This is a genomic window from Actinoplanes sp. TBRC 11911, from assembly GCF_012933445.1.
Lineage (GTDB): Bacteria > Actinomycetota > Actinomycetes > Mycobacteriales > Micromonosporaceae > Actinoplanes.
Window position 1 is genome coordinate 82511 of sequence record NZ_JABBNC010000009.1, and the last position, 24645, is coordinate 107155.

Here is a 24645-nt window from a genome sequence, read left to right on the forward strand (position 1 = left end):
GTCGTTGGGAACACATGCGTACCGGGGAGAAGCGCGCCGACATCGAAGGACTGCGCGGCATCGCCGTGCTTCTGGTCGTCCTGGCCCACGCGGGAGTGCCGTGGCTGGCCGGCGGCTACGTCGGGGTGGACGTCTTCTTCGTCATCTCCGGTTTCCTCATCACCACGCTGCTGCTGCGCGAGGCCGAGGCGACCGGGCGCATCTCGGTGCGGCGCTTCTACGCGCGGCGGGCGCTGCGCCTGCTGCCCGCGGCGGCCGTCGTGCTGGTCGGCACGCTGGTCGGCGCCCGGCTGTTCCTGCCGGTGACCCGCCTCGGCGAGTTCGTCAAGGACGCGTTGTCCGCGATCGGGTACGTGGCGAATCTGCGTTTCGCGCACACCGGAACCGACTATCTGAACGCCGATCAGGCGCCCTCGCCGTTCCAGCACTTCTGGTCGCTGGCCGTGGAGGAGCAGTTCTATCTGGTCTGGCCGTTGCTCATCCTGGCGGTGGCGTATCTGTGGCGCCACCGCCGGCCGCTGGCCGTGGTGCTGGCGGTGCTGGTGGTGGCCTCGTTCACGTTGAGCGTCACGGAGACCGTGCGGTCCGCTCCTTGGGCCTACTTCGGGCCGCACACCCGGGCCTGGGAGCTGGGCGCCGGAGCGTTGCTCGCGCTCGCGAAGGCAAGAATCCCCCGGGCTTTCGCGTGGCTGGGCTACGCCGCGATCCTCGCCGCCGCAGTCGCCTACGACGATGCGACGGCCTATCCCGGTTGGCGCGCGGCGATCCCGGTGCTGGGCACGCTGCTGGTGATCGCGGCGGCCGGCCGCGCGGTGGTGCCGGCTCTGGGCCGCTTCTCGTACGGCTGGTATCTGTGGCACTGGCCGCTGCTGACGATCGGCCCGGTGGCGCTCGGCTGGTCCGGCACCGTGGCACAGAAGCTCGTGCTCGCCGCCGTGGCGCTGGGACTGGCCGCGGTCTCGTACCGCTGGGTGGAGAACCCCATTCGATACTCGGCGAAACCGGTGCTGGGCATGGGATTCTCCGCGGTGGCCGCGGCTTTCGCCGTCCTGCTCGTGCTGCTGCCGCACCCGGTCGCGGTGGGCGAGCGCCGCGCGGACCTGCGAACCGCGCTCAGCGGCGAGGTGCTGACCCGGGCGATCGCGGCGGCCCACGACCAGAAGCGGCTGCCGGCGAACCTCACGCCGAAGCTGACCCGGGCGCGGGCGGACCGGCCACCGGTGTGGGGCAACGGTTGTCACGCCGACGTCCCGGTGACGGTCGCGCCGCCGGGCTGCGTCTTCGGCGACCCGGCCGCGACGACAACCGTGGTCCTCTACGGCGATTCGCATGCGGCGCACTGGTTCCCGGCGATGGAACGGCTCGCCGGCGAGCATCATTGGCGGTTGGTCTCGCTGACCAAGAGCGCCTGCACGGCCGCCGACGTCCCGGTCCGGCACGACATTCTCAAACGCGAGTACACCGAATGCACGGCGTTCCACCGGTCGGCGCTCGCGCGCATCCAGACGCTGAAGCCGTCGCTCGTGGTGGTCGGCTCCAGCTTCAACTACGACCTCGCGCGGCCCGAGGCGGACCAGGCGAAGCAGTGGCGTGCCGCGTGGGACCGCACGTTCACCGCACTCGCCGGCACGGGTGCCCAGGTCGCGGCGATCGCCGACACGCCGTACATGGGAATGCCCGTGCCGGAATGCCTGGCGCAGGAGAGCGACATCGGCAAGTGCACCCGCAGCCTGCATTCGTCGCTGCGCGGTCCGGCGCAGCGCCGGGTCTTCCTCGCCTACGCCGGCACCCCGAGCGCCACCGTGATCAACCCGATCGACTGGTTCTGCGACGACGCGTGCCCCGCGGTGATCGGCAACATCCTGGTCTACCGCGATTCCAACCACATGACCACGACGTACGCGCGAGCGCTCGCCCCGCTGCTCGACGCGCGGCTGCCGGTCCTATCGCAGTAGGTCGGCCAGCGTCGGCGGCCGCGACCGGTCCACGATGATGGTCCGGACCGTGTCGTGGTCGTGGTAGAGCCGCGACACCCGGTCGGCGAGCACGTCCTCCCACGGCCGGTCCGGGCGATGCCGCTGCCAGGTGACCTGGTCCGGCAGGTATTCGAGCAGCACGCCCAGATCGCGCAGCAGCGAGAACGACGGGTTGTCGGTCATCACCACCGGCCGATGGTCCGGGCTCACCAGCAGACGCTGCCGCAGGGTCAGCACGAACTCGCGCACGGCATCGGCGTCGAGCCCGATCACCACGTACAGGTGGACCGGCAGACGCCGCGCGGCCACCGACGCGCGGCGGGGCTGAACCGGCACCGAGCCGGGCCGGCGGCGCACGCGGCGGGCCACCGCCCGGGAAAGCCGGGGCACGCTGTGCACCGGATCCTTGATCAGCGAGACCAGGCCGAAGCCCAGCCGGTACGACTCGCTGCCCCGCAGCCGGTCCGCGCGCCGCCGCTCACGGTCGCGTTCCTTGCGCATCTCCTCGCTGTGATGCTGTTCCTCGGCCAGCTTCGCCTCCAGCGTGCGCAGCCGGCCGGCCATCGCGGCGAGCTCCCAGCGGGCTCGCCGCAACGAGTCCAGGCGCGTCGAGGTCTCGGTCAAGTCAGCCTCCCAGCCGTACGTGCCGGGCCCGCAGCCCGGCCAGCCATGACGCGGCCGCCACCGCGCCGTTGGCGAACGTCAACTCGGCACAGCGCCGGCGCATCGCGGCCCGCACCTCCGGCCGCACCGCCGCGTCGAGCACCTGTTCCAGCTCCGCGGACGACGGGTCCTCCACCGAGAGCGCGACCCCGCTGGCCGCCGCGAACCGGGCCCGCCCCACCTGGTCGTCCAGGCGGGTCGCGGTGTTCGGCACGAACACCGTGGGAATCCCGAAGCCGATCTGCTCGTGGTACGAGTTGTACCCGGACGCGCTCACCACCAGGTCGAAGGCGCGCAGATACCGGCTCACCGGATAGATCTTGACGACCTTCGCGCCGGCCACCCGGGGCATCGGCGCGGTGGCGATCATCGACTCGGCGAGCACCACCTGGAAGCCGTGCCGGCTCAGGTGCCGGGCGATCCGGGCGACCGGCGAGGCGATGTCGTTGATGTTCCCGGCGCCCAGTTGCAACAGCGCGGCCGGTCGCTCGTTGAGGTCCAGTTCCGCCTTGGCGGCCGCGGCGTCCAGCAGCTCGTCCGCGCTCAGGAAGGTGATCGGCTCGACCCGGTGCGCGGCGCCGCGCTCCGGCACGGTGAGGCCCTCGTCTGCGGTGTCCGCGAACTCGCCCGGCTCCAGCACCCGGTCGAAGACCTTGCCGTCGGCCAGGAACTCGGCGCCGACGCCGCGTTGCCACATGGCCCGCCGCACCCACACCCAGGTGAGTTCGGGATGGTCGCGGACGGCGTCGGCGATGCCCTCGTGCGGGACGCTGTCCACCGCCACGATCTCCGGCTGGTGCAGCGCGATCAGGTGGGCGAGACGCTCGCGCACCAAGCGGTTCCAGCGTGGCTTGGCGACGTCGAGCACCTTGCGGGACGGGATGTACTCGGTGAGGAAGCCCTCGCGGTGCGCGATCGACGCGCCGTACGACTGGGTGGCGATCACCGCGGACCAGTCGGCGGGGAGCCGCCGCGCGATCGCCATCAGCCGGGACAGGTGGCCCATGCCGGCGCCGTTGTCGCTGACCATCAGCACCCGGTGCGCGGCGGCCGGCGCCGCCGGTGCGGGCCGTGGCGCGGGCACGCTGATCCGCGGCCGGATGCCGAACTCGGCCAGCCGGCTCAGATGCGACTGGTGGCCGTAGCGGCGCTCGGCGAACTCGCGGGCCCGGACCGCGATCGCGCGGTACCGGGCCGGGTTCGCATAGAGCTCGTGGACCAGCGCGGAAGCGCCGGCCGGGGTGCTGTACAACGCGGCGTTCTCGAAGATCGGCCGGAAATGCTCGCCGATGATGACCGGCACGCCGCTGGCCATCGCCTCGAGAATGGTGCGGCCGAACGCCTCCAGCCACTCCGGGTCGTGGAAGTAGACGAAGAAGTCGATGCTGCGCAGGAACTCGTCCGGCCGTTCGGCGCCGAACCGGACCACGTCCCAGTTCTCCGGCTGGCGGCCGAGGCGCTTCACCGCGATCTCGCCGCCGCCGAGGAACCGCACGCGCAGATCATCGGTCTCCGGGTACGCCTGCAGGAGCTCGCCGGGATCACGCGGCCACTTCACCGGGTCCGCCCGTCCGTGCCGGCCGATCACCGGGACGTCGTCGACGAAGGCGTCCCGGTCGCGCCACCAGTGCGCCACGTCGATGATCTCGTGCCAGTCGGCCGGTGCCAGGCGCGCGTCCGGGGCCACCTTCAGCACCTGGTCGCGCACCTGCGAGCTGATCGGCGCCCACTCGACGTCCGGGCCGAAGTAGCGGTGCACCCGGTCCCGGACGGCGGTGAAGTCGTAGTACCGGAACGGGTTCTCCGCGTCGCCAGGCGGCTGGTTGATCACCATGACCGTGCGCTCGGCGGTGACCAGCGGCGGGGCGGGCAGGTCCTCGGTGAAGATCCGTGGCTGCCGGACCAGCAGCAGCCGGGCCGACACCGCCTGGTCCTCGCGGGCCAGCTCGGCCACCCCGTCGCGGACCAGGTCGCTGATCCGGGGGCTGAACGGCAGCGTGTTCGGCTGATGCGGGGACGGCACGTGCACGAGAACCGTGGACAGCGCCGCCTCGGCCTGCGCGTACACCTCGGCGGCGATGCTCGCCGAGGTCCCTCCCGGGTATCGGAAGTCGGACAGGATCGCCACGTCGTGGACTTTGGCGGGCACGAAGTTGATCTCCCTCGGTCGGGGCGGCCTGGTCCGTAGAGGTCAACGAGCACCCGGTCGGCACCGTGACGGCAACCGTCCGGCACCGGTCAACCGGGCTGCACCTGGAGGGCCCCCGCAAGGCAACCGCATAGCCGTCAGTCGAAGTCTCGCGGCGCCGAATGGAACCCTGAACGCGGCGGTAGGCGTCGGGTTACCAACCGAAAGGCAGTGTTGATGCGCTCTTCGATCACCAAGCGTCTGGCTCTGATCGCGATGATCCCCGCCACCCTGCTCGCGATGATCGCGATCGCATCTCCCGCCCAGGCCGCCGCGGTCAGCGTCACCAAGCTGGCGGGCGACATCAACTACCTGACCAACAAGCAGCGCGAGCTGCACGGCTGCAAGGCCCTGAAGGTGGACGCCCGCCTGGCCACCGCGGCCCGCGGCCACAGCTCGTACATGGCCCGCGGCGGCGCGTTCAGCCACACCGGTTCCGGCGGCTCGTCGTTCGGCACCCGCATCCGCAACGCCAACTACCCGCGCCCGGCCGCCGAGAACATCGCGTACGGCTACCGCACCGGCCTGGACGTCGTGAAGGCGTGGATGGCCAGCCCGGGTCACCGTGCCAACATCCTGAACTGCGCCAACAACACCGTCGGCGTCGGCGCGGTCTACGCCGCCAACGGCACCACGTACTTCACCCAGGACTTCGGTTACTGAGTCTTGGTCAGCTGCCGCACGATCCGGCGGTAGGACAGCACCGCGTGCCGGCCGAGGGCCTCACCTTCCGGGGTGAGGCCCTCGATCGTCTCCAGCCACTTGCGCAACGCCTCTTTCTCGTCGTGCCGGTGCGCGTCGTCGAAGATGACCGTGGCCGCGTCGGAAAGCCGATCCTCGAGCACCCGCATGGCCGGGTAGCGGGCGTCCTTGCCGGTCTTCTCCGGCGGCCCGTCGATCACCAGCAGGTCCACCTCGCGCAGGTCGTGGAACGCGGCGGAGGCGTACCAGGGGAAACTGCGGCCCTCCAGCAACACCGGTTCCAGCGGCGCCTCACGCACCTCGGCCACCTCGGTCAACCCGTGCGCCGCCAGTTGCGCGCGCGTCTTCTCGGCATAGCCGGCGTCGTGGTCCAGCGAGACCAGACGACCGCCGATCTCCTTCAGCACGTACGCCATCCAGACCGTGGACGTGCCGCTGCCGAGCTCCAGCACGAGCCGTGGCCGCCGGGTGCGCACCAGATGCAGCAGGCCCAGCAGGTCGGTCGGGTTCAGCGCGAACCCGCCCGACGACGGCATCGGCGCCCCCGGCGTGAAGCGCTGGAAGAGCTGCAGCAGCGCCTCCACCTCGCGGGTCTGCGCGCGCAGCAACAGATCGGTGCCGTGCGCCGCCGCCTTCTGCTGCGCGGCCAGCGCGTCGGTCAGCTCGCGGTGCCGGTCGCCGGCGTTGAGCAGCATCTCCTCGACCGCGCCGAGCAACCGGCGCTGCGTCTGGTCGAGCACCGTCCGCAGGTCGCCCTGGGCGCGCTGCTGCGCGCGCTGCAGCGCGGACAGCCGCCGGGCGAGCAGCAGCACGGCGCCGAGTGCGAGCGCGACCAGCGCGGTGAGCGCGGTCAGCGCGACGCCGAAGTGACCGGTCAGCGCCGAGGCGGCGATGACGGCACCGAGGGCGGCCACCGCGCTCAGCAGGATCGCCTGGCGGCGGGTCAGATTTCTCTTCAGCGTGGGCATCACACCTCGCTAACGGCCGCGCTCGGCGGCGGTTACGCCCGGGCAGAACGGCACTCCGGCGCGCTGCCGGGCGGCGGTGTCGAGCGACATGTCGAAGCGCGCGAGCGGATATCGCTCGCCGGGGTAGAGGGCGGCGAACTCGGCGCGCAGCGCGCAGCGCCGGGCCGCCCCGGCGGGTGAGCGGTCGAAGTCGGCCATCTCCTGGGCGATCCGGTTGGCCAGCACCGCGGCGGGCTTGGCCATGGCGGTGTCCCGGTACCGCTTGTTGGCCGTTGCCGAGACCGTTCCGGCGCCGGCCAGCAGCACAATCAGCAAAGCGGGCAACCACTTGCGGCCGCGCAGCATCGGGACCGCGGCCGCGACCACCAGGGCACCCGCCGTGCTGGTCACCGCCGAATCGCGCCAGCCCTGCCCCCAGTTGCCGCTGGCCACCATGCGCTGGACGTCCACGTTGAGCGACCCGAGCGTGGCGCCGAGCGCGACCAGCGCGCCGCCGGTGACGGCCAGGGCGAGGGCGGAACGGCGGCCGACCGCGGACAGCCGGGGCAGGTCGCGGATCGCGAGCAGGGCCAGCAGAGCGAGGACGAGCAAGGCCCCGGCGAGCACGGCACCGGCGACCCACGGACGGGTGCTGCCGCCGGTGATCGCGCCACGCCACATCAGCGGAGGAAGCCAGGCGATGAGGCGTACCGGGAAGGCTTCCAGGGTGTCCGGTCCGAGGTGGATGTCCGAGCCTTTGTAGCAGGGCCGGGTGGCGCAGTAACGCTGGATGACGATGCGGACCGCCAGGAAGACGGGCAGGAATCCCGCCCAGAGCAAGGCCAGCGGCCAGATCGGCGGGCGTTCCCGGCGCACGAGCAGCGCGCGGGCGAGCACGGCCACGGTGGCGAGCGGCAGCGCCAGATAGGCGATCTCGTTGAACGCAGCCAGCGCGGCACCGCCGGCCAGCAGCAGCGGAATCCCCCACGGACGCACCCGGTGGATCCGGCACAGGACCGCGGCCACCGCCAGCACCAGTGCGGCGGAGCAGAAGTAGAGGCCGCCGAACAGCACGGCCGGGCTGGCGCCGCCGGCCGCGACGAAGCCCATCGCGACGGCGAACGGCACCACGGCCGCCACAGTGGACGGTGGCTGCTTGAACAGCGGCCCGCGCGTCACGACGCTCTCCGCGAGCAGCATCGCGCTGACGCAGAGCAGAATCGCCGACACGAACGAGACCAGCCGGAACGCCACGTTGGCGGGCAGCCCCACATCGCCGGCCGTGTACGCGGCCAGATCGAGCGCCTTCTCCACCATCCGGCCGAACAGCCGGAAGTTGCCGAGCCGCAGATAGCCGGGCAGCGAGCCGACGGTGTGCGGCACGATACGCAGCGGATCGTCGCGGAACAGGCCGCCGTGCCAATAGATGTTGAACCGGTGGTCGCGGGCCGGGGCGAGCGCGATCAGCGGCGCCAGCACCACCAGCGGGGCGAGCACGGCACGCAGCAGCGCGCGCCGCCAGAGAACGCCGACCGACATGTAGCGCTCAACGAGGGAGCTACGCCGCGGTTTCGAGCAGCCTCGCCAGGGTGGGTGGGTTGCGGGGGTCGACGACGACCGCGCGGGTGGCCCGGTGGTCGCGGCAGAGCTGGGCTATCCGGCCGGCGAGCAGGTTCTCCCAGCCGGATTCCGGTTCGTGGCGTTCCCACGTCCGGGGGTCCGGCAGGTACTCCAGCACCACGCCCGGAACGCGCAGGCCGCGCAGCGTCGGCTGGTCGGTCACCACCACCGGTACGTGGTCGGCGTCCACCAGGATCCGCTGCCGCAGCGCGCGTACCAACGCGTAGGAGGCCGGCCCGGACAGCCCGACGGCGACGTACACGCGGGCCGGGATCCCCGGCAGCGACCGTCCCCGGGCGGTGGCCGACTCCGGGCGCCGGCGCAGGCGACGGGCCGCGCGACCGGCCATCGTCGGGCCGTGCCGCATCGGGTCGCGGGCCAGGTCGACCAGCGCGCGACCGAGCCGGTAGGACCGGCTGCGGCGCAGGGCCAGCACCAGTTCCCGGTTCCGGTCGCGGTCGCGGACCGCCTCGTCGCGTTCGTCCTCGACGCAGCGCAACCGGCCGGTCAGCGTGGCCACCTCCCATCGCGCCAGCGACAGGTCATCGGTGTCCGGCATGATCCACCTCCCGGCAGTGCGCGGCCAGCCAGCCGGCCGCGTCCTCGGCGCCGTTGCCGAACGCCAGCTCCTCGCAGCGGCGGCGCATCGCCTCGCGGACCGCCGGGTCGGCGAGCCGGTCCAGCGCGGCGGCCGCCTCGTCGTCATCGGTCGCGCAGACCGCCACCCCGGCCGCCGCCGCGAAGCGGGCCCGGGCCAGCTCGTCGTCGGACGACTCCGGATCGGGCACGAAGACCGTCGGCACCCGCTGCGCGATCAGCTCGTGAAAGCTCGTGTAGTCGGCCCGCGACACGGCCAGCGTGGCCGCCCCCTCAGACACGACCGAGAACCCGGGCAGCGTCGCGTGCAGGCCCCGGCACAGCAACGTCTTGCGGCGCGGCGATCCCGGCCGCCGCCGGGCGAACGTGATCGGCGCGACCGTGGTCACGCCGGCGCGGGCCGCCGCGGTCCAGCCCTCGTCGCCGGCCGCCGCGAACTCGCCCGGTTCGAGGATGCCCGCGAAGGCGGACCCGCGGGTGGCCCATTCGCCGCCGGTGCCGCGGCGCCACATCGCCGGGCGCAGCCAGAGCCAGCGCGGGCCGGTGTTCTCGCCGATCGCCGCGATGATGCCGTCGTGCGGCACGCCGCCGACCAGGACGGCGCGCGGACGGTACAGGGCGCTCAGGTGGCGCAGCCGGTCGCGGACGAAGCTCGCCCATCGGTGCGCGGGCACGCCCAGCTCGGCGGCGTCCGGCAGATACTCGGTGAGCAGGCCGGCCGCGTGTGCCCGGGCCAGCCCGGCCGAACCGGCGACGACCACGGCCTCCAGATCGCCCGGCAGGTGCGCGGCGATCGCCCGGAAGCGCTCGACGTCGTCGCCGACGAACAGGACGCGGCGGGCGCGGCGTGACATCTCCTCGGCCTGCCGGCTGCGCGGGGTCTCGCGCGCGGCCGGGGGCAGGACGCCGAGCGAGGCGAGCCGGGCGACGTGCGAGGCACTGCCGAACTGCTCCGAGACGTACGCCCGGGCCCGGCGCACCGCCGCGTCGTAGGCCGGCCGGTCGGCGTGCAGGCGCAGCACCAGATCGCGCACGCCGGACGGCTCGCTGTAGAGCGCCGCGTCCCCGAAAACGGCCCGGAAATGCGGCCCCACGATGACCGGCACCCCGCTGGCCATCGCCTCGAGGATGGTCCGGCCGAACGCCTCGAGCCAGTCCGGATCGTGGTAGTAGACGAAGAAGTCCAGCGAGGCGAGGAAGTCCTGCGGTGCCTCGGCGCCGAACTCGACGACGTCCCACGTCTGCGGGCAACGGCCCAACCGGCGTACCCCGATCTCGCCGCCGCCGAGAATGCGCACCTTGACCTCGCCGGTGTCCGGATAGGCCTGCAGCAGCTCGCCGGGATCACGCGGCCACTTCACCGGGTCCGGGCGCCCGTGCCGTCCGATCACCGGGATCCGGCGCCGGGGCCGCTCGACGGCCCAGTCCGCCACGTCGATGATCTCGTGCCAGTCGGTGTCCGGCAGCGTGGTGTGCGGCGCCACCCGGAGCACGTTCTCGCGGACCTGGCTGCTGATCGGCGCCCACACCGCGGCCGTCCCGAAGTAGCGCTCGACCCGTTCGCGCACCTCGCCGAACACGTAGTAGCGCTGGTCGTCGCTCTCGTCGCCGGGCGGCTGGTTGAGCACCACGATGGTGTGCCCGGCGCGGATCTTCGGGACCGTCGCGAGGTCCTCGGTGAAGATGCGCGGCTGGCGGATCAGCAGCACCCGCGCCTCGATCTCGGTGCCGTCGTCGTGCGCCAGGTCGGCGAGCCCGTCGCGCAGGCACGCGACGATCCGGGACTGGAACGGCCGGGCGTGCCGCAGGTGCGGCGACGGCACGTGGATGAGCACGGTGGACAACCCGGCGGCGGCCTGGGAGCGCACCTCGGCGACGATGCTCGCCGAGTTGCCGCCCGGATATCTCAGGTCGGACAGGATGGCCACGTCGTACACGGGTTGGTCAACGACGGGAACAGACGGGGCGATACGGACAATTCACCCCCTACGTCGCTGGCTCGTTGAATCCCTCGGAGGAGACAACTAGGAGGCTTTGAGATGCGCGATTCCCATCCGCTCGCGGTCGCGGCGCTGCAGGCTCGCTCGGTCGCCGCGCGGGGGCCGCTGGCCCGTGCGGCGGGCGCGCCAGCCGCCGAGCTGATCACCGGGGCGCCGGGCGATCCGTGGATCATCGGCGAGCTGGCGCGGGTGATCGCGCTCCAGGATCTGACCCCGGACGACCGGGCCGACGCGCTGATGCTGCTGGCCCGGCTGCGCCGCGCGGGCACGATCCGGCCGGTCCATCAGGGACTGCACTGCCAATTGGCGTACGCCTCGGGCGACCGCCGGCTGACCTCGGCGCTGCTGGCCGAATACGGTGGGGTCGCCGAGCCGATCGCGACCGCGCTCCGGCTCGACCTCGCCAACCCGTACGCCGGCGGCGACGGCCGGGGCTGGGACATCGCCACCCTGATGCCCGGCCCGTTCGTGGTCGTCGCGGACGGCGAGGGCGCGCCGCTGGACCGCCTCACCACCGGCCCGGTCCAGCGCACCGGTCACCCGCGCCGGATCACCACGATCGTCACCGCGTTCCGGCCGGACCGCTCGCTGCTCACCGCGGTCCGGTCGCTGGTCGCGCAGACCTGGACGAACCACGAGATCCTGGTGGTCGACGACGGCTCCCCGGCCTCGTACGAGCCGATCCTGAAGCAGGCCGCGGCGCTCGACCCGCGGGTCCGGATCATCCGGATGGTCGCGAACGGCGGCACCTATGTCGCCCGTAACGCCGGTCTGGACGCCGCGACCGGCGACTTCGTGACATTTCAGGACTCGGACGACTGGTCGCATCCGATGCGCTTGGAACGGCAGGTCGCGCCGCTGCTCGCCGACGAGGCGACCTTCTCCACCACGTCGGTCGGCATGCGGGTCACCCCGGAGCTCGTGCTCACCCGGCCCGGCGTCGAGCAGACCCGGTCGTACAACCTGTCGTCGGTGATGGTCCGCCGGACCGAGGCGCTGACCCGCGTCGGCTACCTCGACCCGGTCCGCAAGGGCGCCGACGCCGAGTATGTGGAACGGGCCCGCGCGGTCTTCGGCCGGCCCGCCACCAAGCACCTCACCGGGCCGCCGCTGGCGCTGATCCGGCTCTCCGCCGAGTCACTGTCCAGCAGCGACTACCGGCCCGGCTGGATGCACCCGGCCCGCCGCTCGTACCTGTCCGCCTTCCAGTCCTGGCACGCCAAGGTCCGGGCCGGGACCGCGGCGGCGACGACAGCGCGGGCGTTCGCGGTCCCGCGCCGGCTGCGGGGCGAGAGCGGGGCCAAGGCGTACGACGTGGTCCTCGCCGGGGACTGGACGACCGCCGGGGGTGCCGGCGTCGCGGGCGTCGGCCAGTTGCGGGCGCTCACCGCGCGCGGGCAGCGGGCGGCGCTGCTGCAGCTCGACGCGCTGGCCAACCTGCGCGAGGGCCCGGGGAACCTGGACCCGGTCGTGCAAGACATGATCAACTCGGCCGATCTGACCCAGGTCGAGCTCACCGACGACGTACGGGCCCGGCTGGTGGTGTGCCGCTCGGCCCGGGTCCTGCAGCACGCGCCGGATCTGGTCAGCGGCGTCCGCGCCCAGCGGGTCATCATCGAGTCCGGCGCGCTGTCCCGCTCGGCGGCCGCCGCGGCCCGCCGCCTCTTCGGCCGCCGGCCGCGCTGGGCACCGGCCGGGCCGGACGGGCGCCGGCTGCTCGGCGAGGCGCTCGGCGGTGACGGTCTGACCGCTCTGGACCTGCCCGGCACGGTCGACGCCGGCCAGTGGCGGCTGGACCGCCGGGGCCCGCGCGCCGACCGGCCGGTGGTCGGCCGCACCTGCCGCGGCGGCCGGGCCGAGTGGCGGCGGCTGCGCGACGAGCTGCCCGACTCGGCGAAGGTGGACGTGCGGCTGCTCGACGCGGACGGCACCGCGGACGGCGCGTTCGGCCGGCTCGGCACGCCGCGGAGCTGGCTGGTGTACGGGCCGGCCGAGGTGAGCCTGCGCTCGTTCCTCTATCAGATCGACTTCTACCTGCACCTGCCGCCGCCGGGAGTGCCCGCGGACCCGGCGCCGGAGGTGCTGACCGCGCTGGCGGCGGGCTGCGTGGTGGTGCTGCCGCATCGGTTCGCCGCGGTGTTCGGTGCGGCGGCCGTGTACTGCGAGCCGTCCGAGGTCCCCGATGCGGTCCGGTTGCTGCATCGGGACAAGCAGTTGCTGCGGTCGCAGAGCGCCCGGGGGCCGGAGTTCGTGCGCCGAAACCACGGGCACGAGCTGTACGCGGAACGCGTCATCCAACTGGCAACCCAAGGGTGACCGGCCCGCACCCGAGCGACTCGTCAACCGCGCGGGGCGGCGACCGATTTATCAAGGCGTACGACACAGAGACTGGACCGGCCCCCGACCGGTCTTGCCGCGGGAACGACTCCCCTGCGTTCCCGCGGCGTCAGCGCCCTCGCCGTCCCCCGCGGCGAGGGCGCTCTGTGTTTATCGGGTGGGAATCGGTGCACCCGGCTGCGACAGCGCGGTCCAGCGGCCCGTCAAGGGTCGCTGAGCGGTCATGCCACCGCCCTGGCGCGGGGCGACCCGGGCCGGGGCCTCGTCGACCACCACCGTGGCACCAGGGGCGAGGCGGGCGGCCAGGACGTGCAGGGCCGGGGTCAGGGCGTCCGCGCCGGGCAGGGCCAGCGTGCCGTCGACCACGAGCAGGGCGATGTCGCGCAGGTCGTCCAGCGCGTCCGTCTCGTACCAGTCGACGCTCGCGCCCTCCAGAGGCAGCGGCGCCTTCGGGGCGTGCCGGACCGCGACGTCGGACAGGCCGTGCTCGTGCAGCAGCTGCCGGGTGGCGGTGACGCGGTCCAGGTCGTGGTCGACCGCGACGAGGCGGCCCGGCAGGGCGTAGCCGAGCCAGACCGTGGACGGGCCGCTGCCCAGGGCCACCGCGAGGCCGGGCCCGGCGTTGCGGGCGAAGTGCACCAGGCCCAGCAGGTCGGTCGGGTTCAGCGTGCCCGCCGGCGGCATCGGTGCCCGCGGGGTGATCAGCTGGAAGAGCTGGACCAGCGCTTCGATCTCCCGGCTCTGCTCGCGCAGCAGCAACTCGGCGCCGCGCCCGGTGAGCCGTTCGGTACGGCCCAGCGACTCGGTCAGCTCCTGGTGCCGGTCGCCGGCCGCGAGCCGTTCCTTCTCCACCGAGGCGATCACCCGGCGCTGCAGTTGCTCGACCACGCCGCGCAGCTCACGCACCGAGGCCTGGGTGGACCGGTGCACGCCCCGGATGCGCCGGGACAGGTGGACCACGCCGGCCAGTACCCCGGCCAGCAGCAGCGCGAGCAGGCAGGTGGCCACCGCGGCCTGCCCGGCGACCGACGCGACCGCCACCGCGGCACAGACGGCCGCCACCACCAGCAGGCCGCCGAGCTGCCGGGTGGAAAGCCGCCGGAAAAGCTTGACCATCACATCTTCGGTAACGCGGGCGTGGCGGCGGCCGTTACGGGAAGCAACTCCTTGATCCGATCGACGAAACGCGCCGGGTCGTACGCCGAGGCGACCACCTGGCGGGCCCGGCGGCTCTGCTCGGCGAACAGCGCCGGGTCCGCGCGGTACCGGGCGATCAGCGGCCCGGCCTCGGACCGTCCGCAGTAGACGGCCGCGTCGCCGTAGAACGCCGCGTACCGCTCGGGCATCACCACCACGCATCCCATCGCGGCCGCCTCGAGCGCCGGACGGGCGTACCACTCGGCGCTTTCCCGGGGTGGGAAGTGCAGGTAGAAGTCGAGCTGGTGGAGGAACGGCCGGGCGTCCACATCGGCCACCTCGAATCCGAGCCAGGTGGGCGCGAGCGGCACCGCGAACTCGTCGCGCGGACGATCCGGCAGCCGCACCCGCACGTCCGCGTCGCCCAGCCGCCGGAACACCGCGAGGCTCTCCGCCGCATCGCCCGGCCAGTTGGCCGCGTCGCACAGGTCGGTGCCGACGACCGCGGGGCCGGGCACCGCCGCGCGGCGATCGGCGGTCCATGGTGGCGCCGCGAGTGCGGTCGGGAGCAGGGCATTTCCCGTACGCAGGCGGGACCGCACCCCGTCGTCCTGGATCAGCCACTCGGGATCCTCGCCGAACAGTCGCCGCGCGGCCGCCGAGCACGCCCCGGGTTCGTAGCGCCGATCCGTGCCGTCCGAGCGCTGCGGCACCCGATCGGCGACCACCGCCACGCGCCGCGCCCGGATCCCGCTCGCGACACCGCCGGTGAACTGCAGCACCGCCGCCTGCCGCACCACGACCAGCGCGGCGTCGACGGTCTCGGCCAGATCGATCCGGTCCACCACCGCGTCGTTGACCAGATCCTGGATCGGCGCGCACATCGGCTGCCGGCGCAGGAACACCGCCCGGTACGACTCGAGATGCGCCACCGCGACCCGCAGGCCCGCCGCGGTCAGCGCCCGGATCTCATCGATCGCGGTGCGCTGCGCGGTCTCCAGAAACCGCCAATCCGCAACCATCACCACGTCGTACGCCTTGTCGCGCACCACACCGAGAAGATGATCCGGGGCCGGGAAGGGACGATCGGTCCCGTCGGCCGGCCGGTAGGCACGCGCCGACCCGGCCGCGATCCGCCGATGCCAGCGCTGATAGGCCGAGATGTACGCGGTGCGCGCCGGATGCATCCAGTGCGCCCGGATCTCGGAGCGGGACAGCGAGCCCGCCGACAGCCGGATCAGCGCCAGCGGCGCGGTCTCCAGATGACGCACCCGCCGCACGCCGAACACCGCCTGGATCCGGCCGATGTACTCGGAGTCGGCGGCCTTGCGCAACCGGTCGAAATAGCCGGCCTCGCGCAGCACCCGGGCGCGGCGGAACACCAGCGACGACGGGTTGAACCGCCCGCTGCGCACGCCGGGCCGGCTGAGCGCCAGATCGTCGGTGACGGCGAGCCCGTCCGAGGTGGTGGCGACCAGCTTGCGGTCGTCGAGCAGCGGCCGCACCTGCCATTCCAGCCGGCGCGGGTGCGACCAGTCGTCGGAGTCCTGGAAGGCCGCGAACTCGCCCTGCGCGGCGTCCAGCCCGGCGTTGCGGGCCGCGTACGTGCCCGCGTTGACCGGCAGCTTGACCAGCCGGATCCGCTCGCCCAGCGCGACCGCCGACGCGAGCACCGGGTCGAACGCGGGCGGCGACGCGTCGTCCACGATGACCACTTCGATGTTCGCCCAGCTCTGCGCCAGGATCGAACGCACCGCGGTGAGAAGGCCGCGGTCCGGCCGGTACGCGGTGACCACGACCGAGATCCGGTGCGGCGACTCCACCCGGTCCACCGGCTCGGTGTGCAACCGGTCGAACGGCACACCCTCGCCGTCCGCGACCGTCGGGCCCGGCACCGGCAGCAGCGCCGCGAAGGCCCGTTGCCACGGCTCAATCGGCCTCGTTGCCCCGAACGGGTTCAGCACGTCCGCGGCGAGGCTGTCCGCCTGCCGCACCCGCCGATAGCGCCGCAACAGCCGCCGCGCGCGGTCCGGCCCCTCGGCCGCCAGCGCCAGCTGGACGTGCAGCGTGCGATTCGCCGGCGTCAGCGCGCGGCCGCCGAACGCGCGACGGATCAGCTCGTACAGCGCCAGCGCGTCGGCCCGCTCCTCGCTCCGGAGCTCCTGCAGCGCGATCGCCTGCGCCACCGCGGCCACCATCGCCGGGTCGACCTTGCGGCGCAGCCGGCGCAACCAGCTGCGATCGCCGGCCCGCGCGGCCGCGAGCAGCTCGTCCAGGGTGGCGTGGTCGCCGAGGGCGGCCCGGGCCAGCATCCGCCGGGCGTCCGGGGAACGGTTGCGGGAGGCGGTGGCGGTGAGCGCCAGCCGCACCCGCGCGCCCAGCGCTCGCACATGATCATCAAGCAGGCCGGGTGAGAGGGGCTGCATGCCCCGACCAACGCGCGGCGCCGCCCCGGGGTTACACCGCGGCGAGTACGACGTCCGTCACTCGGTCGCGTTCCGCCTCGTCGGCCCACGAGCCGACCAGGTAGAAGGCGTCCACCACGTCGCCGCCCAGGGTGGAGATGCGGGCCGCGCGGACCTCGGCGCCCGCCTCGTCGAGCGCGGTCGCCACGCGGTAGAGCAGGCCCGCCGAGTCGGCCGCGCGTAGTTCGAGCACGGCCGCGTCGGTGGCCACGTCGCGCTGCCACACCACCACCGGCGAGGCGGTGCCGCCGCGCTGGCTCATCGCCCGGGCCCGCACCCGCTGGGTGACCGACACGTCCCCGGCGGCGACCCGGCGCAGGTCCGAGGCGAGCGCGATCGGGTCGTAGGCCATCCCGTACCGCGGCTGGGTGTAGAACTCCACGATCGTGCGGCCGTCCACGCTCGACACATTCGCCCCGACCACCTCCAGCCGGTGCATGGCCAGGCACGCGGCGACCGCGCCGAGCAGACCGGTCCGTCCGGCCGCCGCCACCGCGACCCGGTCCCCGTCCAGGTGCACGGCGGGCAGATCGCCGCCGAGCAGCGCCGGGTCGGGCGCCGGCGGCTCGGGCAGCTCGCCGGTGTCCAGCGCGGTGTGCACCCGGCGCACCAGCCCGGCCAGCAGCCGGCCCTTCCAGTCCGACCAGGCGGCCGGGCCGGTGGCGTGCGAGTCGGCCCGGGCCAGCGCGTGCAGCAGGCCGAGCGTGGTGGTGTCGCCCACGGCGGAGGCCACCGTCGAGATGGTCAGCGGGTCGTCCAGGTCGCGCCGGGTCGCCACGTCGGGCAGCAGCAGGTGCAGCCGGACCATCTTCTCGACGACGGCCACGTCGGCCGGTGGCAGGCCGATCCGGGTGGCGATCTCGGCGGCGATCGGGGCGCCCACGACGCTGTGGTCGCCGGGCAGCCCCTTGCCCACGTCGTGCAGGAACGCGCCGATCAGCAGCAGGTCCGGCCGGGCCACCTCGCGCAGGTAGGCGGTCGCCTCGAAGGCTGCCTGCACGAGGTGGCGGTCCAGGGTGAACCGGTGGACCGGGTGGTGCTGCGGCAGGCTGCGCATCCGGGCCCATTCCGGCAGCCACGCGTCGATGAGGCCGTACCGGTCGCAGGTCTCCCAGGCGGGCAGCAGCCCGGGACCGGCGCCGAGGAGCGAGACGAGGGCGGCACGCGCGGCCGGCGGCCACGGCGCGGGCAGCGGCGGGCTGAACGCCGCGAGCCACTCGGCGGTGGCCCGGGCGATCGGCGTCCGGAAGGTGGCGGCCGCGGCGGCCACCCGCAGCGACAGCACTGGATCGGGGACCGGGCCGATCGCGGTGCGGGCCAGGACCAGCTCACCGTCCTGTTCGACCACGTCACGGGCGACCGGGCGGCGGACCGCCGAGCCGCGGCGCCCACCGCGCAGCCGGTCCACCGCGCGCCAGGCGTCGTCCACGGCGTGCGCGACGGTCCGCGCGTCGCCGGCCACCCGGCGCAGCAGGGCGTCGCCGTCGTCGAGGCCGAGCAGGGCGGCGACCGCGGCGCGTTCCTGGGCGACCAGGCGGTCGACGCGGCGGCCGACGGCCAGGTGCAGCGCGTCGCGGGTGTCGAGCAGGCGCAGGGTGGCGGCGCGCACCGCCGGACGCATCGTGTCCGCGATCCCGGTGCGGCCGATGCCGCGCAGGATGGTCACGTCGCGCAGCCCGCCGGCCGCCTCCTTGAGGTCGCCCTCGAGCAGGAAGGCGAGTTCGCCGTGGCTCTGCCAGCGTGCCACGGTGACTTCCTTGAGCTGCGGCATCATGCGTACGGCGGTGCGCCGCCACTGGTCGGCGGTGGCCTCGATGAGGTCGCCGGACAGGACCGGATCGCCGGCGATGTGCCGGGCGTCGAGCAGGCCCAGGGCGACCTTGACGTCGTCGTGCGCGACCGACAACGCCTCCGGCAGCGTGCGCACCGAGTGGTCGAGGCCCACCTTGGCGTCCCAGATCGGATACCACAGCGCCTCGGCGATCTGGTCGATCCCCGGGACACCGTTGTGCAGCAGCACGAGGTCGACGTCGCTGTACGGGGCACAGTCGCGCCGGCCCAGGCCACCCACGGCCACCAGGCTCACCCCGCCGACATGGCCGGGGAAGAGGCCGGCCAGCCATTTGTCCAATTTGTCCGCACGCTCGGCGCGGGCGGCGGCACCAATCGAGCCGCCAGGTCCCCCTGGCGGCTCGATCGACGTGGCGTGCATCAGAGCGCGTCGAGCCCGCGCTCGCCGGTACGGACCCGGACGACGTCGTCGACCGGCGTCACCCAGACCTTGCCGTCACCGATCTTGCCGGTCCGGGCCGAGGTGACCACGGCGTCAACGATCTTGTCGACGTCGATCTCGTCGGTCACCACCTCGACCTTGATCTTCGGTAGGAACTCGACCGTGTACTCGGCACCCCGGTACACCTCGGTGTGGCCCTTCTGCCGGCCGTAGCCCTGCACCTCGCTCACGGTCAGGCCGGTCACGCCGAGCGCGTGCAGGGCCTCTTTCACGCCGTCGAGCTGGTACGGCTTGATGACCGCGGTCACCAGCTTCATGCTCAGTCCCTCCGTAGCCGTCATAGGGGTATCTAACCGGCGACTTTCTCGGACGTGCCTTCCGCGTCCTGGTCCTCGGCCGCCGCCGGCTTCTTCGGGGCGATGCCGGCCATCGCGAACGCGCCGCCGCCGTTGCCGGAACCGCCGGTCGCCGGGGTGAGGTCGTAGCCGGTCTCACCGTGCTCGGCGATGTCGATGCCGCCGACCTCGGCGTCACTGTCGACCCGCAGAGCCTTCAAGGCCTTCAGCCCGTACGCCAGTCCGGCCGCCACGGCGAACGAGAAGACCGTGACCGCGGCACTACCCACGAACTGCCGGCCGAGCTGGGTCAGGCCACCGCCGTAGAAGAGCCCGTTGTTCGCGCCGAGCACCCCGGTGATCGCGCCGTTGACCTGGGTGGTGGCGAAGAAGCCGATGGACAGCGAGCCGATCCAGCCGCCGACGAAGTGCACGCCGACGACGTCGAGCGAGTCGTCGAAGCCCAGCCGGTACTTGAGCCCGACCGCCAGGGCACACACCGCGCCGGCGATGATGCCGATCAGCGCGGCCGGCAGCGGGGCCACGAAACCACAGGCCGGCGTGATCGCGACCAGACCGGCCACGGCGCCCGAGGAGGCGCCGACCATGGTCGGCTTGCCGTCGCGCAGCCACTCGACGATGCACCAGCCCATCAGCGCCGCGGCGGTGGCCAGCTGGGTGTTCACGAAGGCGATCGCGGCGGTGCTGTCGACGGTCAGCTCGGAACCGGCGTTGAAGCCGAACCAGCCGAACCACAGCAGCCCGGCGCCGAGCGCCACGAACGGGACGTTGTGCGGCCGCATGTTCTCCCGCGGCCAGCCCACCCGCTTACCGAGCACCAGACAGGCCGCGAGGGCCGCGGCACCGGCGTTGATGTGCACCGCGGTGCCACCGGCGAAGTCGAGCGCGTGCAGCTTCGCGCCGATCCAGCCGCCGCCCCAGACCCAGTGCGCCACCGGGACGTACACGATGGTGAACCAGCCGAGCGCGAACAGGATCCAGCCGCCGAACTTGAGACGGTCGGAGAGCGCGCCGCTGATCAGCGCCACCGTGATGATGGCGAACATCATCTGGAACGCCATGAAGACGTACGTGGGAATTCCGGTCTGGCCCCAGATCTCGTTGGCCCAACTGGTGCCGGAGCCGAAGTATTGCGAGAAGCTGCCGAGGAAATTGTTCGCGCCACCATTGCCGTTCGTGCCAAAGGCCAGCGTGAATCCGTACAGCGCCCACAGAACGGAGATGAGTCCGATGGCCGAGAAGCTCATCATCATCATGTTCAGGACGCCCTTGGACCGGTTGAGGCCACCGTAGAACAGCGCCAGCCCCGGGGTCATGAGCAAAACGAGCGCAGACGACAGGAGCAACCAGGCGGTGTTGCCGGTATTGATCTCCACGCTGCCTCCTCTCGGAAGTTGAGGTGTCCCCACACACGGCCCACCCCTCGCGGTTGGCCGGGTTCGTGCGGAAGCCTGACCGTCCGCTGTTTCGAGCACGGTCCATGCGCGATTTCCGGCGCGTGACAGAGTGTTTCCGACGTGTGACGTCGAGACCTTCGCAACCCGGAAAAAACGGGCGCTCTACCTCAAAGCGTATTCGAGAGTGTGCCGCTCGTAGTCGAGAAGGCGCAGATCGCGCATGGGACGACGCAGATGCCCCTTGTGCACGATGCGCACGAATGCCGGGTCGCCGGCCGCCGCCATCCGCCGGATGCCCTCGACGTGGTCCACGATCCTTTTCCGGATGGTGCGGACCAGGCGGTGCCGGTCCCGCGGGATCAGCCCGTACGCGTCGGCGAAGAGCCGCAGCCGCCGGGGCCGATTGGGACGCTTCCACCCCAACGTGTACGAATCGCGGTCGCTGAACAGCGGCACCCACGTCCACGCCGCGTACGCCACGTCGTAGATGCGCGCGCCCGGCGAGGCCAGGTCGAAGTCGATCAGCGCGAGCGTGCCGTCCGGCCGCCAGACCACGTTGTGCGGTGCCGCGTCGTGGTGGCAGATCACCTCGGTGTCCGGCGGGGGCGGCCCGAACGAGCGCCACACCGCGTTCGGCGGCGGGACGAAACCGTACTGCGCGTCGTGGAACATGCGCAGCATCGTCGCGACCGTGACCAGCGCTTCCTCGGTGACCCAGTGGGGTGCGAGCGGGTACTCACCGCACTCGCCGTCGAGGTAGGAGAGGACCTCGCGGCCCTTCTCGTCCATGCCCAGGGCGGACGGCGAGCCGGTGAAGCCCACCCGTTCCAGGTGGTTGAGCAACGCGTGGACGGCCGGCGTCCACGGCCCGGCGTTACGCCGGACGGTGTCGCCGATCCGCGAGACCGTGCTGACGTTGCCGCCGTGCAGCGGAATCTCCCGCACCGGCTCCTGCGTCACCCAGCCTCCTCAGGTCCCGTCCGACCCACTGAGACTAGCTTTCCGAGCCAAGCAGCGCCTCGACGAACGCGGCCGGCTCGAACGGGGCGAGATCGTCCGGGCCCTCGCCGAGACCGACCAGCTTGACCGGAATCCCCAGCTGACGCTGCACGGCGATGACGATCCCGCCCTTCGCGGTGCCGTCCAGCTTGGTCAGCACCACGCCGGTCACATCCACCACATCGGTGAACACGCGAGCCTGCTCCAGGCCGTTCTGCCCGGTCGTGGCGTCCAGGATCAGCAGCGTCTCGTCGACCGGGCCCTGCTTCTCCACCACCCGCTTGACCTTGCCCAGCTCGTCCATCAGGCCGACCTTGTTCTGCAGGCGGCCGGCCGTGTCGATCAGCACCGTGTCCACGCCGGTCTCGGTGCCGTGCTTCACCGCGTCGAACGCCACGCTCGCCGGGTCACCGCCCTCGGGACCGCGCACGGTCTCGGCGCCGACCCGCTCACCCCAGGTCTGCAGCTGGTCGGCGGCGGCGGCGCGGAACGTGTCGGCCGCCCCGAACATCACCGTACGGCCGTCCGCGACCAGCACCCGGCCGATCTTTCCGCAGGTGGTGGTCTTGCCGGCGCCGTTCACGCCGACCACCAGCATCACCGCCGGGCGCCCGTCGTGCGGGGTGGTGCGCAGCGTGCGGTCCATGTCCGGTTCGAGCGCCGCGACCAGTTCCTCGGCGAGCTGCGCGCGCACCTCGGAGACGGTACGGGTGCCGAGCACCCGGACCCGCTCGCGCAGCCGCTCGACCAGCACCCGGGTGGCGTCCACGCCGACGTCCGCGGTGATCAGGCTGTCCTCGATCTCCTCCCAGTCGTCCTCCTCAAGGTGGTCCCGGGAGAGCACGCTGAGCAGGCCGCGGCCGAAGACGCTCTGCGAGCGGGAGAGGCGGGCGCGCAGCCGGACCAGCCGGCCGGCCGTCGGTTCCGGCTTCTCGATCTCCGGCGCCGCGGGCTCGGCCGGCGGCGGTGTCGTGACCAGCGGCGGGAGCTCGTCGACAGCCGGTATCTCGACCGGCGGGGCCTCGGTCTCCGGCTCGGCGGGCGGCCGTTCGAGCGTCGTCGTACCGCCCGCGGACGGCGAGGGCGGCAGCTCCCGGCGGCGCATGCGCGGCACCACGAGCCCGACGGCACCGGCCACCAGGACGACGAACAGGATCACGGCGGCGACCACGTATTCCATTCCAAAATCCTGACAGATGAGTCTGCGGTGCGTGGCGTGGGCCACGCTCTGGCGACTTAAGGCACATGTGTCGGAGGATGAAGACCCCTCAAGCCCGGCGAAATGGGAAGGCTCATCCCCATGTGTTCACCTGCGATGGCGGCCCGGTGACCGCTCAACTGCTCATCGGCCCGCTGTTACGCCGGGTTGCCGGCGACCGCGCCACCATCTGGGTGGAGACCACCGAACCGGCGTTCGTCCGGGTCGAGGCGGACGGCGGCGGGTCCGGGTCGGCGCCCACCTTCACGGCGTACGGGCATCACTACGCCCTGGTGGTGGTCGAGGGGCTCACGCGCGGGTCGTCGAGCCCCTACCGGGTGTTGCTGGACGACCGTCCGGTCTGGCCGCCGCGCGACTCGGAGTACCCGCCTTCGGTGATCGTCACCCGGCCGGTGGACGACCGGGACGCGCCGGTGCGGCTCATCTTCGGATCGTGCCGGGAGGGAACGCCCAGCTCCACGGCACGCAAGCTGCCACCGGACGCTCTGGACGCGTACGCGAGGAGGTTGATCTCGGATCCGGCGAACCCGGGGCTGCGTCCCGACCTGATCGTCCTGCTGGGCGACCAGGTGTACGCGGACAACACGTCACAAAAGGTGCGACGGTTCCTGAAGCGGCGCCGCGCGGCCGGGCACCAGGGGCCGGACGACGAGGTGGTGACCTTCGAGGAGTACACGAAGCTCTACCTCGAGTCGTGGCGCGACCCGGAGGTGCGCTGGCTGTTCTCCACCGTGCCGAGCGCGATGATCTTCGACGACCACGAGATGATCGACGACTGGAACACGTCGGCGTCCTGGCGCGCGGACATGGCGAAGCAGCCGTGGTGGGACGACCGGATCACCGGCGGCCTCGCGTCGTACTGGGTCTATCAGCATCTGGGCAACATGAGCCCGGACGAGCTGGCCACCGACCACCTGTTCCAGAAGGTGACCGCCACCGACGACGCCACCGACCTGCTGCACGACTTCGGCTGGTCGATCGACCACGCCGAGCAGCAGTTCCAGTGGAGTTTCGCGCTCGATCTGGGCCGCACCCGGGTGGTCGTGCTGGACAACCGGTGCAGCCGGGTGCTGACGCCGGGCCGGCGCGAGATGCTCCCGGCGAGCGAGTGGAACTGGTTCGTCGACCAGGCCCACGGCGACTACGACCACCTGGTGATCGGTTCGTCGCTGCCGTGGCTGATGCCGCCTGCCATCCACCACCTGGAGGCATGGAACGAGCGCACCGCGGACTCGTCGTCGCCGCGCGTCGCCGCCCGGGCCGAGAAGATCCGGCGGGCGTTCGACCTGGAGCATTGGGCCGCGTTCACCCGGTCCTTCGACGCGCTCGGCGAGTTGTTCCGCCGGCTGGGCGAGGGCGGCACCGGCGCGCCGGGTCATCGCGTGGGCGCCGGCGGGGCGTACGCGGCGCCGGCCTCGATCAGCGTGCTCTCCGGGGACGTGCACCACTCGTACGTGGCCGAGGCCGACTTCGGCAGCACGATGGCCACTCCGGTGATGCAGCTGACCTGTTCGCCGGTGCACAACCAGGTGCCGGCGTTCATGCGCCCGCTGATGCGTTTCAGCTGGTCGCGGGCGGCGGCGCGAGGCGTGCGGGGCGTGGCCCGCTCGGCCGGCGTGCGTAAGCCGGCGTGGCGGTGGAAGCGCCTGGCGGGCCCGTACTTCGGCAACGCGGTGAGCACCCTGGACCTGACCGGCCCGGCCGCCACGGTAACCATCGAGGGCACCGAGAAGGACGGCACGTTGTTCGAGGTAGCCAGCGTCAGATACCCCCGCTAAGGCATGAACTCGTTCGGTTCAATTTTTTTGC

The 24645-nt window shown here is 72.7% G+C and carries 16 protein-coding genes and 1 pseudogene; 4 read left to right on the forward strand and 13 right to left on the reverse strand.

What is annotated here, in order from left to right; all coding sequences use genetic code 11:
* Positions 1 to 14: 14 nt before the first annotated feature.
* Positions 15 to 1955: an acyltransferase family protein gene (locus HH310_RS15355; RefSeq protein WP_169176217.1), complete on the forward strand. Its 1941-nt coding sequence runs from the start codon at positions 15 to 17 to the stop codon at positions 1953 to 1955.
* Here the strand turns inward: HH310_RS15355 and HH310_RS15360 are convergent.
* Both HH310_RS15360 and HH310_RS15365 read right to left on the reverse strand, forming a co-directional pair.
* Positions 1944 to 2600, reverse strand: a complete 657-nt coding sequence (locus HH310_RS15360; RefSeq protein WP_169176218.1) for a hypothetical protein — start codon at positions 2598 to 2600, stop codon at positions 1944 to 1946. The two genes, HH310_RS15355 and HH310_RS15360, sit on opposite strands and share 12 nt — an antisense overlap.
* A gap of 1 nt (position 2601) precedes the next feature.
* Positions 2602 to 4788 carry a glycosyltransferase gene (locus HH310_RS15365; protein WP_169176219.1) on the reverse strand — a complete coding sequence of 729 codons (2187 nt, stop codon included), beginning with the start codon at positions 4786 to 4788 and terminating at the stop codon, positions 2602 to 2604.
* 216 nt (positions 4789 to 5004) lie between these two features.
* On the opposite strand from HH310_RS15365, the gene HH310_RS15370 reads away from it, so the two are divergent.
* A complete protein-coding gene (locus tag HH310_RS15370; RefSeq protein WP_169176220.1) occupies positions 5005 to 5490 on the forward strand; it encodes a CAP domain-containing protein in 486 nt (161 codons plus the stop codon).
* Here the strand turns inward: HH310_RS15370 and HH310_RS15375 are convergent.
* Genes HH310_RS15375 through HH310_RS15390 form a run of 4 tightly spaced genes read right to left on the reverse strand, consistent with a single transcriptional unit; the run spans position 5484 to position 10630 of the window.
* A complete protein-coding gene (locus tag HH310_RS15375; RefSeq protein ID WP_169176221.1) occupies positions 5484 to 6497 on the reverse strand; it encodes an O-methyltransferase in 1014 nt (337 codons plus the stop codon). The two genes, HH310_RS15370 and HH310_RS15375, sit on opposite strands and share 7 nt — an antisense overlap.
* 9 nt (positions 6498 to 6506) lie before the next feature.
* Positions 6507 to 8015 carry a hypothetical protein gene (locus HH310_RS15380; RefSeq protein WP_169176222.1) on the reverse strand — a complete coding sequence of 503 codons (1509 nt, stop codon included), beginning with the start codon at positions 8013 to 8015 and terminating at the stop codon, positions 6507 to 6509.
* A gap of 19 nt (positions 8016 to 8034) precedes the next feature.
* Positions 8035 to 8655, reverse strand: coding sequence for a hypothetical protein (locus tag HH310_RS15385; protein WP_169176223.1), 621 nt, complete (start codon positions 8653 to 8655; stop codon positions 8035 to 8037).
* Complete coding sequence (locus HH310_RS15390) at positions 8639 to 10630, reverse strand: glycosyltransferase (RefSeq protein ID WP_312034086.1); 1992 nt, start codon at positions 10628 to 10630, stop codon at positions 8639 to 8641. The genes HH310_RS15385 and HH310_RS15390 overlap by 17 nt, the downstream gene beginning before the upstream one ends.
* A gap of 102 nt (positions 10631 to 10732) precedes the next feature.
* Here HH310_RS15390 and HH310_RS15395 point away from each other — a divergent pair, with 102 nt between their 5' ends.
* The gene (locus HH310_RS15395) at positions 10733 to 13009 is read left to right on the forward strand and encodes a glycosyltransferase family 2 protein (protein ID WP_169176224.1); all 2277 of its coding nucleotides are present in this window, start codon (positions 10733 to 10735) and stop codon (positions 13007 to 13009) included.
* Positions 13010 to 13180: 171 nt separating this feature from the next.
* Here HH310_RS15395 and HH310_RS15400 read toward each other — a convergent pair whose 3' ends face one another.
* The 7 genes and pseudogenes from HH310_RS15400 to ftsY form a co-directional block, all read right to left on the reverse strand.
* The gene (locus HH310_RS15400; RefSeq protein ID WP_169176225.1) at positions 13181 to 14146 is read right to left on the reverse strand and encodes a class I SAM-dependent methyltransferase; all 966 of its coding nucleotides are present in this window, start codon (positions 14144 to 14146) and stop codon (positions 13181 to 13183) included.
* 1499 nt (positions 14147 to 15645) lie between these two features.
* Positions 15646 to 16593 (reverse strand): annotated as a pseudogene (locus tag HH310_RS45800) (glycosyltransferase family 2 protein); the annotation flags it as partial.
* 31 nt (positions 16594 to 16624) lie between these two features.
* Complete coding sequence (locus tag HH310_RS15410) at positions 16625 to 18844, reverse strand: [protein-PII] uridylyltransferase (RefSeq protein WP_169176227.1); 2220 nt, start codon at positions 18842 to 18844, stop codon at positions 16625 to 16627.
* The gene (locus HH310_RS15415) at positions 18844 to 19182 is read right to left on the reverse strand and encodes a P-II family nitrogen regulator (protein WP_169176338.1); all 339 of its coding nucleotides are present in this window, start codon (positions 19180 to 19182) and stop codon (positions 18844 to 18846) included. The genes HH310_RS15410 and HH310_RS15415 overlap by 1 nt, the downstream gene beginning before the upstream one ends.
* 32 nt (positions 19183 to 19214) lie before the next feature.
* Complete coding sequence (locus HH310_RS15420) at positions 19215 to 20597, reverse strand: ammonium transporter (RefSeq protein ID WP_169176228.1); 1383 nt, start codon at positions 20595 to 20597, stop codon at positions 19215 to 19217.
* A gap of 183 nt (positions 20598 to 20780) precedes the next feature.
* Positions 20781 to 21578, reverse strand: a complete 798-nt coding sequence (locus HH310_RS15425) for an aminoglycoside phosphotransferase family protein (RefSeq protein WP_169176229.1) — start codon at positions 21576 to 21578, stop codon at positions 20781 to 20783.
* 34 nt (positions 21579 to 21612) lie between these two features.
* Complete coding sequence (gene ftsY / locus HH310_RS15430) at positions 21613 to 22797, reverse strand: signal recognition particle-docking protein FtsY (protein WP_169176230.1); 1185 nt, start codon at positions 22795 to 22797, stop codon at positions 21613 to 21615.
* A gap of 146 nt (positions 22798 to 22943) precedes the next feature.
* Between ftsY and HH310_RS15435 the strand changes: the two genes are divergently transcribed.
* The gene (locus HH310_RS15435) at positions 22944 to 24614 is read left to right on the forward strand and encodes an alkaline phosphatase D family protein (RefSeq protein WP_312034088.1); all 1671 of its coding nucleotides are present in this window, start codon (positions 22944 to 22946) and stop codon (positions 24612 to 24614) included.
* Positions 24615 to 24645: the final 31 nt, after the last annotated feature.